The organism is Coleofasciculus sp. E1-EBD-02, from assembly GCF_040218245.1.
Classification (GTDB): Bacteria; Cyanobacteriota; Cyanobacteriia; order Cyanobacteriales; family Coleofasciculaceae; genus Coleofasciculus.
The window spans coordinates 1-16,310 of the sequence record NZ_JAVJQN010000238.1; the positions used below are offsets into that span (position 1 = coordinate 1).

Annotated in this window: 10 protein-coding genes; 5 read left to right on the plus strand and 5 right to left on the minus strand. The window is 47.4% G+C overall.

From position 1 onward, the window contains the following. Positions 1–391: 391 nt before the first annotated feature. The 4 genes from RIC07_RS35195 to RIC07_RS35210 form a co-directional block, all read right to left on the minus strand. On the minus strand, positions 392–961 hold the full coding sequence (locus RIC07_RS35195) for a Uma2 family endonuclease (RefSeq protein ID WP_446398564.1): 570 nt from the start codon (positions 959–961) through the stop codon (positions 392–394). 180 nt (positions 962–1,141) lie between these two features. Then, the gene (locus RIC07_RS35200) at positions 1,142–2,275 is read right to left on the minus strand and encodes a hypothetical protein (RefSeq protein WP_446398565.1); all 1,134 of its coding nucleotides are present in this window, start codon (positions 2,273–2,275) and stop codon (positions 1,142–1,144) included. Positions 2,276–2,311: 36 nt separating this feature from the next. Beyond that, on the minus strand, positions 2,312–3,592 hold the full coding sequence (locus RIC07_RS35205; protein WP_446398566.1) for an aminotransferase class I/II-fold pyridoxal phosphate-dependent enzyme: 1,281 nt from the start codon (positions 3,590–3,592) through the stop codon (positions 2,312–2,314). 814 nt (positions 3,593–4,406) lie between these two features. After that, entirely contained in the window at positions 4,407–5,423 is a 1,017-nt protein-coding gene (locus RIC07_RS35210) for a LysR substrate-binding domain-containing protein (RefSeq protein ID WP_446378824.1), read from the minus strand. Positions 5,424–5,661: 238 nt separating this feature from the next. Here RIC07_RS35210 and RIC07_RS35215 point away from each other — a divergent pair, with 238 nt between their 5' ends. The 4 genes from RIC07_RS35215 (at position 5,662) to RIC07_RS35230 (ending at position 10,982) form a co-directional block, all read left to right on the plus strand. Beyond that, positions 5,662–6,339: an NnrU family protein gene (locus RIC07_RS35215; protein WP_446398567.1), complete on the plus strand. Its 678-nt coding sequence runs from the start codon at positions 5,662–5,664 to the stop codon at positions 6,337–6,339. A gap of 88 nt (positions 6,340–6,427) precedes the next feature. Further along, a complete protein-coding gene (gene trxA, locus RIC07_RS35220) occupies positions 6,428–6,829 on the plus strand; it encodes a thioredoxin (protein ID WP_446398568.1) in 402 nt (133 codons plus the stop codon). A 325-nt stretch (positions 6,830–7,154) separates the two neighbouring features. Continuing rightward, positions 7,155–9,215 (plus strand): NAD(P)H-quinone oxidoreductase subunit 5, encoded by a 2,061-nt coding sequence (locus tag RIC07_RS35225; RefSeq protein WP_446398569.1) that lies wholly within the window; start codon positions 7,155–7,157, stop codon positions 9,213–9,215. A 162-nt stretch (positions 9,216–9,377) separates the two neighbouring features. Next, positions 9,378–10,982 (plus strand): NAD(P)H-quinone oxidoreductase subunit 4, encoded by a 1,605-nt coding sequence (locus RIC07_RS35230; protein ID WP_446398570.1) that lies wholly within the window; start codon positions 9,378–9,380, stop codon positions 10,980–10,982. 296 nt (positions 10,983–11,278) lie between these two features. On the opposite strand, the gene RIC07_RS35235 is transcribed toward RIC07_RS35230, so the two are convergent. After that, positions 11,279–11,539: a hypothetical protein gene (locus RIC07_RS35235; protein WP_446398571.1), complete on the minus strand. Its 261-nt coding sequence runs from the start codon at positions 11,537–11,539 to the stop codon at positions 11,279–11,281. A gap of 240 nt (positions 11,540–11,779) precedes the next feature. On the opposite strand from RIC07_RS35235, the gene RIC07_RS35240 reads away from it, so the two are divergent. After that, positions 11,780–16,024: a tetratricopeptide repeat protein gene (locus RIC07_RS35240; protein WP_446398572.1), complete on the plus strand. Its 4,245-nt coding sequence runs from the start codon at positions 11,780–11,782 to the stop codon at positions 16,022–16,024. Positions 16,025–16,310: the final 286 nt, after the last annotated feature.

The following is a 16,310-nucleotide window of genomic DNA, read 5'->3' on the forward strand; positions in this document are numbered from 1 at the left end:
AAGCCATTCTACAGGCTCGGTCTTCGCCAATTTCCGCCAGTAATGTCTTAAAGGTTTGCCAGCTAACGCCTTTTAAGGTAACGACTGGTTCAGCGCCCCTTTTCTGGGATTGAGGCGTTGGTGTTGCTGTTGTCATAGTGAACTGCCCTTGATACCTTGATTCAATTGTAGTCCCTGCCTAAGCTGGGCGTGACAATCATGTTGATACAAGCATAAGTTAGAGCCTTGAGCAATAAAATATAATACCAGGTAGGGTGGGTTAGGCGGTAATTCAATTTAAAAAATCACCATTTAATTCGGTGTCCGCCGTAACCCACCAATCACAAGACTTTTAATTAACAATACTGTGTAAATTGGCGCAAATGGATTTTCGCGATCGCACACCTGTGATTTACAAACGCTGTCCCAGTTTCAGCCAGGAGAATACCTGTTCAACGGTTAGCTGTAGACTTAGAAAATCTGGCACAGGTAGCCTATCCTCTGGTTGTCGCATAATTTCTGGTAATTGATTGGGATAAAAACAGATTACGGCTTTCTCATCGGGATCAATCAACCACCCCAACCTGGTTTGATGTCTGAGACAGAATAAAATATTATCTGTCACCTTTGTTTGTGACTGGTCTGGTGAAAGAATTTCAATTGTCCAATCTGGAGAACATTCAAATACGTTTGCTACTTCTCCATCAGCATCGAAGGGAATTCTTTCCCATTGAAAGACCGCAACATCTGGCACAATAGAGCGTCCACCAAACGTGCAGCGCAATTCGGGAAAAGCGTAAGCGATTTTTTCCAGAAATCCCACCTCGTTTACTGTATTTGCGAGGCATATTTGGAGAGTGCTGTGTTTCCCTTTTGGCATGGGTTTTTGATAGATTTTACCGTCGATAAATTCGCTAGCAGGTTTGGTTTCGGGAAGTTTGAGAAATTCAGCTAGGGTGAGTGGTTTAGTTGCTATGGTCATAGTTACTTGTTTATACTTGAGAATCCGATCCCCCTTCTCCCCACGGCGGGAGAAAGGGTTAGGGGATGAGGGGGAAAATTGAGAGGAGCGAAAGGAATAATGATGGCACAGACATTCCGCCGGAACGTCTCTACTAAATAATCATCATTTTAATAGTCAGAAAAATTAGGCTGATACTGACTACAGCGCTTTCTCATAAATCCGATACGTTTTATAAATTGTTCCCCCCGACGCTTCAATCAACTTACGAGACGGAAAATTATCTTCCCACACCCAACCCAATTCTGCCCGCTTATAGGGCTTGCCCTTCTTAATCCCCCCTTGCATTCCCAAATAAATTAACGCCAACGGCACCATTTTGCGGCGATATTCTGGCAATGAGGCAATCGCAATCACCCGTCCTTGGTCAATCTGGCGACGATACCAAAGAAACTTAAGAATTCCCAACCAGTTGAGTTTCCCATTAACGTGTTTTAGGGGAATATTATAGTCCGGTAATCCCATAAAAAAGCCGATCATTTCACCCTTGTCTTCGGCAATGGGAAAAACATCTGGATCAACTAACGTCTGTAATGACTTGGCTTCTTCTAGAAATTCTTCCTCAGTTCTCGGTGCAGAACTCCAATTATTGACAAAGGCACGGTTAAAGAGGTGATAAAGGCTGATACAATCCTGTTCAAATCCTTCGCCTTTAGTTCTAATCGGACGAAACGTGATACCCGATTTACAGGCAATCTGATAGGCTTTCTTAAACTTATCCGATAAGGGCTTATCGAGGGGAAAATCATAAGAGTATGCATCCTTCGCTTTTTGCCAGCCCTCTTTTTCCAGCAATTCGGGATAGTAGGGGGGATTATAGGGCATCATCACCATGGGCGGCGTATCAAAGCCATCGACCAAAAATAAACAATTATTGTGGGTCGATAAATCAATCGGTCCCCGCGCCACAGTCATCCCTTGTTCACGCAACCACTGACAAGCCGCATTCAGGAGAGATTGCGCGATCGCGAAATCTTGGACACATTCAAAAAACCCAAATAAACCAACCGTTTTCCCCTCTCGTTCAATTAACCGTTGATTCACCGCCGCCACAATTCGCCCCACCGCTTGGGAAGGGTGGGACGAGTCGAGGGCAATAAATTGCTGTAATTTGCCGTAGCCAAAAAAGGGATTATCGGGGGCAAATTGCTTCGCTACATCGCTACGCAGCGGCGGTATCCAATTGGGGTCATTCCCATAGACTCGTGCAGGTACATCCAGAAACAAGTCCTGGTCGGCTGGAGTGGCTACAGTGCGAATTTTGTCATTTGTCATTTGTCATTCGTCAAATAACCAATAACCCAGGACAAGTTAGGCGCTGATCATGGGTTTATATAAAAAATCTCGTGTTGCTACCATGGCGGCGACTAATTTATCCATTTCCTCCTTAGTATGCAGAGCATTTGCCGTCATCCGGATACGGGGTTTGGCAATAAACCAAATGGGTGATACCCAAATCCCATGATTCTCTAACATATACTGACCAAACAATTTCGGATTAATTTCTGAGGGTAAAATAACCGGGATAACGTTAGTTTCACCAATGGCATCAAATCCGGCTTCGACTAAGCGCGATCGCAAGTAGCGAGTATTTGCCTGAAGCTTTTTCACCAAGTCGGGATGACGGCGCACCTGACGAATGCTCTCCAAGGCGGCGGCTGCTAGAGGTGGTGACAAGGAAACCGTACCAATCGACGTGGGCGAAACATTTAATAAGGGAATCAATTCTGGCAGAGGACTGCTAATTGCCGCCCCCGCTGACGCGGCAAACTTGGAAAACGTGGTCATAATCAGCGGCACAACACCTTGCTCCATGGTGTATTGGGGTAGGATGCCAAAATGCTCGTAGATGCCGCCACCTGTCGCCCCAATCGCCCCACTAGCATGAGCTTCATCCATCACCAAGACACTGCCTTCGTAATGTCGCAGCACCTCGATCATATCGGGGAGGGGGGCAATATCCCCATCCATTGAGAATACTGCATCAGAAATCACCATAATTCGATCTTGGGGACGAGCATAGCGACGCAGTTTCCGCGATAAGTCCTCTACATCACAGTGGCGATAGGCTCTCACCCGCACACGCGGACTATGACCAAATAACTTTCCAGAACGAGTTCCCGCGTTGACGACGGCTGAGAGAATACAGCCATGGTTGAGGACATCAGTCAAAATTAATGTCTCACGGGTATGCTGAAAGCCAGGAACGGGAATAGCCAAATGGCAAAACGCATCCATTAGGGCTTGCATCGCCATCCACGCATTCAAAAAGAGTTGGGTATGGGGTAGGTGCTTAAACTCCGAAATCTCTTGCTCGAGCTGCCGATGCAAATCGATGCGACCACTCAGGACTGAGGTTGAACTGTTAGACGTACCGTATTGAAAAATAGCATCAACTGCTGCTTGGCGAACCGCCTCGTTCTGAACCAGACCCAAGACATCATTCGTACAGAACGTGAGAACCGTCTGACGCTTTCCTGTGGCGACTGATTCTATCTCGACTAAATTCCCCTGCTTTTGATGGCAAACATATTCGTCGGGCGCTAATCCACTTTCGTACCACCGCTGGACGTACTCTTTGACAACTTCCACAACCTTACTCCTCTCACCTTTTCCTAGATAGACTACCGCTTCTAGCTAAAAATGTGTGTTTTTCTCTCAACTTTAAGTGATTATCCCGACTGAATATCAAGCTCCATGTTGGCGATTTTATAGAGTACACGGTAATCCTATATAATACGGGGTGATTGGACAGGGCGGCTTATGACAGACAATAATGCTGGCACATTGGCGATCGCTCTCGTTGCTGCTTTTTTGATTTCTGCTCTAGCAGGGTAGCATAAAACGCAGCCCCCTGCGGGATTTGTTTTAATCCAAGCCTCCGGAATACCCCACTCGCCTACGGGATGGGCAGTGATCAAGGAGGTGGTTGAGTGGGTTTGGATGCCCCTGAAACCAATAACTCCGTTGAATGAGCAACGGCACGACAGTGGCGATTTTCGCTTGGACTTTGCTCACAGTATGTACAACGGGCATCCCAAAACCGTCTAAATAGGGGCTGCTGAATAAGTGTTGTGGTGAGGGAGAGCGGGGGAAGCTGGGGGAGCTGGGGGAGCAAGGGTACATTTTTCCTGAGCAAGGTGATGCCATAAATTTGAAGAGTTTGAATTGGTTTTCGTCTGGCTGCTTGCCATTTAGGATTATTTATAGCCTTTTAATTTAACGGCTAAACGTCGAGCCAAATTTCCCACTATTGCCAGCCAGCATTTCTCTCTATTAGACAATTCATTACCTAGTAGAGGCACGACATGTCGTACCCCTACAGGTAGCTTACTCTTCTTACTCCTACACTCTCACACCTTTGCACTCAGGCAATTTCAACCGAAAACCTTTCGAGCAATTGTCCTTAACCTGTCGGTTGAGACGATGCAGGTTGAGACGATGCCGAATTCAATTTAGGAGCAGTTATTGGCGGCGAGGACGGTGGTTTTTCTTCCCATCCTGGAGGCGCAAACTGGGGCAAAATTTCCCGACTGAAGGCTTCGGCGGCTTTGGAACGGTAGCGATGGGGATTGACGATTAAAGACAGCGTTCGCTTCACCACGACGCCTTCTATCGTTGCTCGGTGTAAGACACCCATTTGTAATTCTTTTTCGATGGCTGAAATAGACACAAACGCTGCACCCAATCCCGATTGCACGGCGTTTTTAATTGCCTCAATTGAGTTGAGTTCCATCTCAATCTTCAGGCGTCGGGTATCAATATCACAGCGCGTGAGAACCTGGTCGATTACCTTACGAATCGTGGATTGGGAGTCGAGCGCAATAAATTGTAACTTATACAAATCCTCCTTATGCACGGTTCCCACCTTTGCCAGGGGGTGAAAGACAGGTAAAATTAGCGCCAACTCGTCTTCCGAGTAGGGCATAATATGTAAAGTTTCTTGAAGATCCGTGGGGACTTCACCGCCAATGATGGCTAAATCAACCTGTCCATTGGAAACAGACCAAGAAGTACGGCGCGTCGAGTGAACTTGTAATTGTACCGACACATCGGGATACTTCTGTCTAAACAAGCCAATCATTCGAGGTAAGAGATAGGTTCCCGTGGTTTGAGAGGCGCCCACAATCAGCGTCCCACCCTGGAGATTCTGTAAATCCTCAATCGCCCGACAGGTTTCCTGACAAAGGGTGAGAATTTTTTCACCGTAGCTTAGGAGTAAGTGTCCGGCTTCTGTCAATTGAGCGCGACGTCCGCCTCGGTCAAATAAGGGGACATCAAGCTGTCGTTCCAAGTTTTGCACTTGTAAACTCACAGCCGGTTGGGAAACGTACAAACTATCCGCCGCACGTTTAAAACTCCCCTCAGAAGCGATTGCTTTGAGAATCCGGAGTTGATCGAGAGTGAAAGGAAGGTCAGACATAGGAGCTAAACCATCAAAAAAGGAGCAATAACAGGCAATCCCAGGGGGGTTGAAGATGGGATTTAACGTCAACGATAGTAGGAATTGCCAACAACGAACGTGTAAACCTGTGCCTGAAATCGACAGTAACATAAGACGGGATCAAGTCCTTGAGTATTCTTGCTAGGATGAATTGGGCAACGAATCAACATCAGGATTTATGGGGGTCTTGACTAACGTGACATCCAGTCATTGGGTAATGGCTGGACTACTTTTGGGATTTGCGATCGCGCATAGTGGTCTAGCTGCATTGCGACCTTGGGCTGAACAACGGATTGGCGCGAGGTTCTATCGAATTTTATTTGCTCTGGTTAGCCTATCTCTTGCTGTTGTATTAATTATTTACTTTTTCAACCACCGCTATGATGGGATTCAATTGTGGCGGGTGCAGGGAATTCCGGGGATCAAGTCCCTAGTCTGGTGGCTTTCAGCGATTTCTTTTTTGTTTCTCTACCCCGCCACATTCAACCTGTTAGAAATCGCCGCCATCCAGAAACCCCAAGTTCATCTCTACGAAACCGGCATCATTCGCATTACCCGACATCCGCAAATGGTGGGACAGGTGATCTGGTGTATTGCTCACACCCTCTGGATTGGCACAAGCTTCACTCTACTCACCTCGGTAGGATTAATTTTGCACCATTGTTTTGGCGTTTGGCATGGGGATCAACGGCTTTCCAAACGCTATGGCGACGCCTTTGAGTCTGTCAAAGAGCGTACCTCGGTTTTTCCTTTCCTGGCGTTAATTCAGGGACGCCAAACCCTGAAATGGGAAGAATTTATCCGTCCCGCCTATCTTGGGGTAATTGGCTTTATCGGCTTGTTGTGGTGGGCGCATCCCCTACTTATGCGAGCAACTGCCCAAATAAATTGGTAAAATTAGCGGATTTGTTGTTCAAATAATCCCAATTCGATGTAGCATGATCCCAAGGCTAGAGTAAAAATTCAATAGAATTCGAGGGATCATGGTGTTGTCGGTGAACGAGCAGACGTTTAAGCAATACGTTTTAGAAAACTCCAAGATGGTTCTGGTTGATTTTTGGGCACCTTGGTGTGGGCTGTGTCGCCTAATCCAGCCAATGTTGGAGGACGTACAGCAGGAATGGAGCGATCAGATTGAAGTGGTGCGGGTGAATGCAGATAATAGTCTCAGGCTTGCCAGTACCTATCAACTCAAATCTTTACCCACCTTGCTTTTATTTGAAAACGGTCAGTTAGTGGAGCGATTAGAAGGCTTTCAAGGACGAGATGACTTGCGCTTGGCGATTCAAAATCTGATCGGGGACAATCAATCGCAGTTTTCAGCATCCATTGGGCAAGGTTTAACCCATACCGCCTTAGAGAGTGCCACTCAATCAGCCGCCTAGTAGATAAAGGCAGAGGGCAGAGGGCTGTAAGGTTTACGGTATCTGCTTTTTGGCTTATTGTTAACGAATAAGTATTTGAAGCCACGATGCACTGAACTATTCGTTTTGTTGAGGCATCACTATCAGCAAAATTAATCAACCCAGGAGTTTTCTTGTCAACAACCCCACCCACAAGGGGATGGGGTTTTCCCGGCGAATTTTATAAAATAAGTATTTCTACTTGAGGTTGGCTCACACTGAGCCAACTTTCTTTTTGTATAGGTATATGTCACAGTTGTTAACGGTTTGTCAAAATAGTAAAGAAATCTAAAGTAAGCTGTCTTCCATGGAACCGCTTTATCAATATGCCTGGTTGATCCCGGTCTTGCCCTTGGCAGGGGCAATGCTAGTCGGCTTAGGGCTTATCTCATTCAACAAAACCACGAATCAGCTACGGCAGTTATCGTCCGTGTTCGTCGTCTCCCTGCTGGGGGCGGCGATGGTGCTGTCGTTTGCCATCTTCTGGAGTCAATTTCACGGACATGAACCGTTTACCCGTACCCTGGAATGGGCGGCAGCGGGGAATTTTCACCTGATGATGGGGTACACCATCGACAACCTGACGGCGTTGATGCTAGTGGTTGTTTCCACCGTCGCCTTTCTGGTCATGGTGTATACCGACGGCTACATGGCACACGACTCCGGTTATGTGCGCTTCTATGCCTATTTGAGCCTGTTTAGTTCCTCAATGTTGGGTCTGGTGATTAGTCCCAACCTGATACAGGTTTATATTTTCTGGGAACTGGTGGGCATGTGTTCGTACCTACTCATCGGATTCTGGTACGATCGCAAAGCTGCCGCTGATGCTTGTCAAAAAGCCTTTGTGGTTAACCGGGTGGGGGACTTTGGTCTCCTTTTAGGTATCCTGGGGCTGTACTGGGCAACCGGTAGCTTTGAGTTTGATGTCATGGGCGCCCACTTAGAAGCGTTTGTCGAATCCGGTTATATTAGCAGCGGACTCGCCGCCCTGTTTGCCGTATTAGTCTTTTTAGGACCCGTTGCCAAATCTGCTCAATTTCCCTTGCATGTTTGGCTTCCTGACGCGATGGAAGGTCCTACCCCCATTTCCGCACTGATTCACGCCGCGACAATGGTGGCGGCTGGGGTATTTCTGATTGCCCGGATGTATCCCGTGTTTGAAAATATCCCCCTAGCGATGACAGTCATTGCCTGGACGGGAGGATTTACCGCCTTTTTAGGGGCAACCATCGCCCTGACCCAAAATGACATCAAAAAGGGTCTTGCCTATTCCACAATCTCCCAGTTAGGCTACATGGTCATGGCAATGGGGATTGGCGCATACAGTGCCGGGTTATTCCACCTGATGACCCACGCTTATTTTAAAGCCATGCTTTTCCTCTGTTCCGGTTCGGTGATTCATGGCATGGAAGCCGTGGTGGGTCATGATCCGGATTTAGCCCAGGATATGCGGCTGATGGGGGGATTGCGGAAGTATATGCCGATTACTTCCCTAACCTTTCTAATTGGCACCCTGGCAATTTGTGGGATTCCTCCCTTTGCCGGGTTCTGGTCAAAGGATGAAATCTTAGGTAATGCTTTTGCCGCGTCTCCAGGGCTGTGGGTGGTCGGTTGGCTAACGGCTGGACTGACTGCTTTCTATATGTTCCGCATGTATTTCATGACCTTTGAGGGCGATTTCCGGGGGAATATCACCAGTATTAAGGAACAAATTAAAGGGGCTGTGGCTGAACCTGCACCCGCGTTTGGACCCGGTGCCATGGATAGGCGGGAATTAGAGGCTGAGGATCATGATCATGACCATGGGCATAGTGAGTCTCCCCATGAATCACCCTTAACCATGACCTTACCCTTACTGTTACTCGCTGTCCCCTCAACCCTGATTGGTTTGGTAGGGATGCCCTTTGACAACTACTTTGAGGAATTTATCCACGCCCCTGGAGAAACCGTGGCGGAAGTGGTGAGTCATGAAGCGGCGTTTAACTGGAGTGAGTTTCTGGTTATGGCAGGTTCCTCTGTAGGGATTGCCCTGATTGGCATTACCGTGGCGTCGCTGATGTACCGGATGGGGCAAATTGATCCAAGTGCGATCGCGAAAAACTTTACATCGCTTTACAAGTTTTCCCTCAACAAGTGGTATTTCGATGATCTTTATAATCGGCTGTTCGTCCAGGGAAGTCGCCGCCTAGCCCGCCAGGTGATGGAAGTAGACTACCGTGTGGTCGATGGTGCGGTTAATTTAACCGGTTTAGTTGCCCTGATTAGTGGTGAAGGACTGAAATATCTCGAAAACGGTCGCGCCCAATTCTATGCGCTGATTGTTTTTGGGGCAGTTCTCGGTTTTGTGATTGTTTCTGGGTTGTCTTAAAAATGTGTCATTTGTCCTTTGTCCTTTGTTCTATCCTGTGGCAAATTGTGTCTCTGTTGTCATTCGTTCAGAGTTAGTTCACTTGATAACGAATGGCTAATGACCAATGACTAATGACGAATAACCAATGACCAATGACCAATGACCAATGACTAATGACTAATGACTGATTTTCCTTGGTTAACCGTAATTATTCTGTTTCCCATCGTCGCTTCTGTCGGCATTCCTTTATTGCCGGAGAAGAATGGCGTATGGGAACGCTGGTATGCCCTGATTGTTGGGCTAATTGATTTTACGTTGATCGTTTGTGCCTTCGTCATCAACTATGACTTTGCCAATCCGGGACTACAACTGGTTGAAAAATATGCTTGGGTGCCCACTCTGGACTTGAATTGGTCGGTGGGGGTGGATGGCTTATCGATGCCGTTGGTCCTGCTGACGGGGTTTATGACGACGTTGGCAATCCTGGCGGCTTGGCCCGTAACCCTAAAGCCGAAGCTGTTTTACTTCCTGATGCTGGCAATGTACGGCGGTCAAATTGCCGTGTTTGCGGTTCAGGATATGCTGTTGTTTTTCCTGGCGTGGGAACTGGAGTTAATTCCGGTGTATTTGCTGCTGTCGATTTGGGGCGGCAAGAAGCGGCTGTATGCAGCGACGAAGTTTATTCTGTATACGGCAGGGGGTTCGCTATTTATTTTGATTGCAGCCTTGGCGATGGCATTCTATGGGGATACTGTCACCTTTGATATGCGATCGCTCGCTTTAAAGGATTATGCCCTAAATCTGGAACTGTTGCTCTATGCGGCGTTTCTGATTTCCTACGGGGTCAAGTTACCGATTTTCCCCTTACATACGTGGTTACCCGATGCCCACGGGGAAGCCACCGCCCCAGTCCACATGTTGCTGGCGGGGATTCTGTTGAAGATGGGCGGCTATGCCCTAATTCGCATGAATGCCGGGATGTTACCTGATGCCCATGCCTATTTTGCCCCGGTGTTGGTGATTTTGGGGGTGGTGAATATCGTGTATGCGGCATTAACCTCTTTTGCCCAAAGGAATCTGAAGCGCAAGATTGCCTATTCCTCGATTTCCCACATGGGCTTTGTCTTAATTGGGATTGGGTCATTTACTGACTTGGGGTTGAGTGGGGCGGTGTTGCAAATGGTGTCCCACGGCTTAATTGGGGCGAGTCTGTTCTTCTTAGTTGGGGCAACTTATGACAGAACCCATACCCTAATGTTGGATGAAATGGGGGGTGTCGGTCAAAAGATGCGGAAGATTTTTGCCATGTGGACAACTTGTTCGATGGCGTCTCTGGCGTTACCGGGGATGAGTGGGTTTGTGGCAGAGTTAATGGTGTTTGTCGGATTTGCCACGTCGGATGCCTACAATTCCACGTTTAAGGTAATTGTGGTCTTTTTGGCAGCCGTTGGGGTGATTCTGACGCCGATTTATCTGCTGTCCAATCTGCGGGAAATCTTCTACGGTTCTGAGAATAAGGAACTGGTGGAACACGAGGTTTTACAGGATGCGGAACCGCGTGAGGTGTTTATTATTGCTTGTTTGCTAGTGCCGATTATTGGGATTGGCTTGTATCCCAAGCTAATCACGCAGATGTATGACTCGACGACGCAGCAGTTAACCGCCCGGTTGCGCGGTTCGGTACCGACGTTAGCGGAAGGGAATCCGCCCGTTGTATCAATGGTAGCCCCAGAAATTGGGGGACGCGATCGCGTGGGGGTAGAAGTTTCGCCACCTGTGCGTTAGCGCTGCTGGTTTTAATTTGAGGTAGGGGTATGGCAATGCCGTACCTCTATTTTTTTGACAGTTCTTGCTGACATATAGCAGTAGATACATCGATTAGGACAAACGAACTATTGTAGAGACGCGCCATGGCGCGTCTCTACTACCAAATGATGTGTCCTAACCGCTATGGCGATTGCTATAAAAGGTTGAGAAAAGGGCGACCCTTGTAAATTAAAATGAACCATAAACCGAAGCTTGTTCAACGGCGTAAATCATAACAACCGTGTCAATATATATTCGAGAAGAGTCAGGCAAATTTAGCTGTCCCATGCATCCCTTTCGGCTTGTAAATCTCGATTAATTTCTTCGAGGTTTCGACTAGAGGGGCGTTGAGCGTGGATTTCTGCCAATATTTCCAGAATAGATTGTTCCGTTGATTGGGTTGGCTTTTCTGGCAACAGAAGAATGACTTCAATGGTTTTTCCGACTGTATTGAGGGCGGTATCAGGGGGTAAGTCAATTTCGATTTTATTGCCCGGTAAAACTTTGGCTTCAATTCGTAAGGCTGATTGCATCATAGGATTCATTTATTAGGTTTTATCTCAACTGTTTCAAGTTTGTTATTTGGCACTATCTGTAGATGACGCTGAGTATAAAGACTGAGAATTTGCTGGGTATACTGACTTTCATTGTATTACAAAACAATGAGCTTTAATAGTTAGTGCTGCTGGTTTCCAGGTTTAGGTAGGGACACGGCATTGCCATGCCTCTATTTTTTTAGTTACCATACATGACATAAGACATAAGACATAAGACGAATGACAACCATTACCATTCGCGAACAGGAATCAACCGATAACGGATTTACCGCGACTCTCAGTTTTGATGGGCGGGTGAATTATCCGATTACAATTACTGACCCCTTCACCCCGAAACAAGAACAGAGTCTGGAATGGTATTTTGAGGAATGGTTGGTGTTTCCCCAATTGGGAACGGTGAAGGCAGCACAGGCGAAGGAATCGGTTAAGGCTTACGGGGAACAATTATTTGAGCAGGTATTTAGAACCAATATTGACGCCTATAGCGAGTATCGGCAAATCCGGGGGAATTTAAGTCAGATTCAAATAGAGATTGAAAGCCAGACGCCAGAGTTTCAAGCGCTGCATTGGGAAGCCCTGCGTGATCCGGATTTATCGCGTCCTTTGGCGGTGGATTGTCTGATGCTGCGGAAGCATACCAAACCCGTTCCCATTGGCGCAAGTATGCCAGCTTTTCCGGTGATTAATTTACTTTTGGTGACAGCACGACCGGATCAGGAAAGAGATGTAGGCTATCGTACCATTTCCCGTCCCTTAATTGAAGCGATTGAGACGGCAAAGTTACGGGTAAATGTGGAGTTATTGCGTCCGGCTACATACAAGGCGTTATCCGATAAGTTGGAGGAGAAAGGGGCGGGCTATTATCATATTATTCATTTTGACGCCCATGGCTCGTTGATGAGTTATGAGCAATATCAGAAGGGGAAAAAACGGAAGCGGTATACGTTTCAGGCGCGGTGGGGGCGAGAGGATATTGCTGGGTATGAAGGGGTGAAGGCGTTTCTGTTTTTGGAGGGGGAAAGTCAGGGAAAGGCTGATCCGGTGGAGGCGTCGGAGTTGGCGGGTTTGTTGACAGGAAAAGGGATTCCGGTTTGTATTTTAAATGCTTGTCAATCGGGGAAACAGATTTCTGCTTCTCTTACTCCTACTCCTACTCCTATTCCCCCCCTTTCAAAGGGGGGGACGGGGGGGGATAAAACCAATGCGTCGCCAGAGTCTTTAGATAGTAAGGCGGGATTAGGTGGTGGGGAAGTATCCCCCCCAACCCCCCTTCGTAAGGGGGGAGAAAATGCCCCAGCCCTCCGGGGAGAAGATGCCCGCGAAACCAGTTTGGGGAGTCGCCTCATGGTGGCGGGAATGCATACAGTAGTCGCGATGGGCTATTCCGTAACCGTAACCGCCGCCTCCTTATTAATCGAAACGGTTTATCGCCAAGTCTTTGCTGAAAAAACCATTCGGGAAGCCCTCCGCTTGGGACGCCGCGAACTCTTTAATAATAAAGGACGTAAAGCTTATTATAACCAAACGATTGACTTAGAAGACTGGCTCTTACCTGTGGTTTATACCAATCAGCCCGTTAATCTGAATTTACGGGAATTTACGCCCCAGGAAGAAGAAGACTATTATGCCGCACGTCAGCAGCAGTATCGGTTTACTCCACCCACCTATGGCTTTGTCGGGCGCGATTTGGAGATTCTCAAGATAGAAAAGGCATTGCTGCGCCATACTATTCTCCTGTTGCGGGGGATGGGGGGAACGGGGAAAACTACGCTACTGAATTATTTACGGGAATGGTGGCAAACCACTCACTTTGCTGAAGCTATCTTTTATTTTGGCTATGACACAAAAGCCTGGACATTGAAGCAAATCCTGCGGGAGATTGGTAAGCAGGTTTATGATAAGTTCGAGTTCAGCCGATTTCAGGCAATGAATCCGGCGGCGCAGGTGCAGAAATTAGCGGAGAAACTGAAAACCGAGAATCATATCCTGATTTTGGATAACTTGGAATCGGTGACGGGGAAACGGTTGGCGATTAAACATACGTTATCGAAGAAGAAGCGAGAGGAAATTCAGGACTTTATCAGCCGATTAGTGGGTGGGAAAACGCGGGTGGTGTTGGGTTCCCGCAGTGGCGAGGAGTGGTTACAGGGGATATTTGGCGATAATGTGTATCCGTTACAGGGATTAGATGTTCAGGCGCGTTCAGAGTTGGCGCAAAAGATATTAGAACGGTATTTACCGAAATCGCGGATTCCGCAGATACGGGAAGATAAAGCCTTTATCCGATTAATGAAACTCTTGGCGGGGTATCCCTTGGCGATGGAGGTAGTGTTGGCGAATCTGAAGCAGCAATCCCCGGCGGAGATTGTCGCGGGGTTGGAGAAGGCGGATATTGCGTTGGATTCGGGGAGTGAGGATAAGACGGAGAGTATTGTTCAATGTGTAGAGTATTCCCATCGGAATTTGTCGGCGGCGGCGCAGCAATTGTTGTTGTGTTTAGCGCCGTTTAGTTGGTTTATTGATCGCAGGGATATGGGGAATTATGTGAATCAGTTGCAGCAGTTAGCACCGTTTCAGGATTATCCGTTTGATGAGTTTGATGGGGCGATTCAAGAGGCGATTAATTGGGGGTTGTTGTCGAACCTCTCCCCCAGCCCCTCTCAATCCCCCCAACCCCCCTTTGAAAGGGGGGCTAATGAGAGATTGTTAAGGATTCAGCCGGTTTTTCCTTATTTCTTGCGGATGAAGCTGAATCAACAGGATGCAGCGATGCGGGAAGCCTTGCGCGAGGGGTTTAAACGTCACTATTTGGGGTTGGCGGGTGCTTATCAGCAATTGATGGAATCGAAGCAGGCGGAAGAACGACAACTGGGGATTTTCTTCTGTCAACTGGAGTATGAAAATCTCTACAATGCCCTGCAACTCTGTTTAGAGAAGCAGGAAACCGTCAATATCTTTTTCTGTTTGGCTGAATACTTTGTGCAGATTAATGATATCCAGAGTAAGCTAAAACTCTCAAAATTCGTCTGTCAGGCACAAGCGGCATATCCGGCATCATTACACACAGGTGAAATTGGGCTGGAAATTGTCATGGCACAGGATCGGTTAGCCTATTGTTACCTAGAAACTCAGAATTATGCACAAGCCAAAGCCGCTTATCAGCAGGTGCTGGAACTAACCCAACAGCTTACCGGGGTAGAGGAGAGACAGAAACAGCGTTGGATGGCTACCATCTATCACCAATTAGGAGCAGTTGCCCAAAAGTTACGGGAGTATGAGCAGGCAAGGCAATACTATCAGCAGGCTCTGGATATTAAGATTGAATTTCGCGATCGCTACTCTCAAGCTGGCACCTATCACAATTTAGGAATGGTTGCCCAAAAGTTACGGGAGTATGAGCAGGCAAGGCTATACTATCAGCAGGCTCTGGATATTTACATTGAATTTCGCGATCGCTACAATCAAGCTAAAACCTATCACCAGTTAGGAATAGTTGCCGAAGAGTTACGGGAGTATGAGCAGGCAAGGCTATACTATCAGCAGGCTCTGGATATTAAGATTGAATTTCGCGATCGCTACGAACAAGCTGGCACCTATCACCAGTTAGGAATGGTTGCCCAAGAGTTACGGGAGTATGAGCAGGCAAGGCTATACTATCAGCAGGCTTTGGATATTTTCATTGAATTTAGCGATCGCTACAATCAAGCTAAAACCTATCACCAGTTAGGAATGGTTGCCGAAGAGTTACGGGAGTATGAGCAGGCAAGGCTATACTATCAGCAGGCTCTGGATATTAAGATTGAATTTCGCGATCGCTATTCTCAAGCTCGCACCTATCACCAGTTAGGAAATGTTGCCGAAGAGTTACGGGAGTATGAGCAGGCAAAGCTATACTATCAGCAGGCTCTGGATATTGACATTGAATTTCGCGATCGCTATTCTCAAGCTGGCACCTATCACCAGTTAGGAAATGTTGCTGTAGAGTTACGGGAGTATGAGCAGGCAAGGCAATACTATCAGCAGGCTCTGGATATTTACATTGAATTTCGCGATCGCTACGCTCAAGCTAGCACCTATCACCAGTTAGGAGTAGTTGCCCAAAAGTTACGGGAGTATGAGCAGGCAAAGCTATACTATCAGCAGGCTCTGGATATTTACATTGAATTTAGCGATCGCTTATCTCAAGCTATGATGTATAACAATTTAGGAGAAGTTGCTCAAGCGTTACGGGAGTATGAGCAGGCAAAAGCTTACTATCAGCAGGCTCTGGATATTAAGATTGAACTAAATAATCGCTACTCTCAAGCTCACACCTATCAAAATTTAGGATTACTGGCAGAAGCCCAGGAAAACTACGCCGAAGCCAGGGTGAATTTACAGACAGCTTTAGAGATATTCCTAGAATATCAGGATGACTATCGGGCTGACGTTGTACGGGAACTCTTAGCACAACTCCCAGATTGAGAAGGGCACGATGATATCGTGCCCCTACCCCATCAATTATCCCTGGGTGTCGTAGGGGTACAGCATTGCCGTACCCTGATCCGATGAATTCGCGCCAAGGTAAAAACCAATGCTGGCAAGCCTTTCCCCCTCATCCCCTAACCCCTTCTCCCACCCCCCTCGTTCCCCCCTACCCCCCTCATTCCCCCCTACAAGAGGGGGGAGGACTAAGGATGCTTCGCTTTTTTGGCAAGGGGGGAGGACTAAGGATGCTTCGCGTTTTTTGCACGGGAGAAGGGGGATCGGA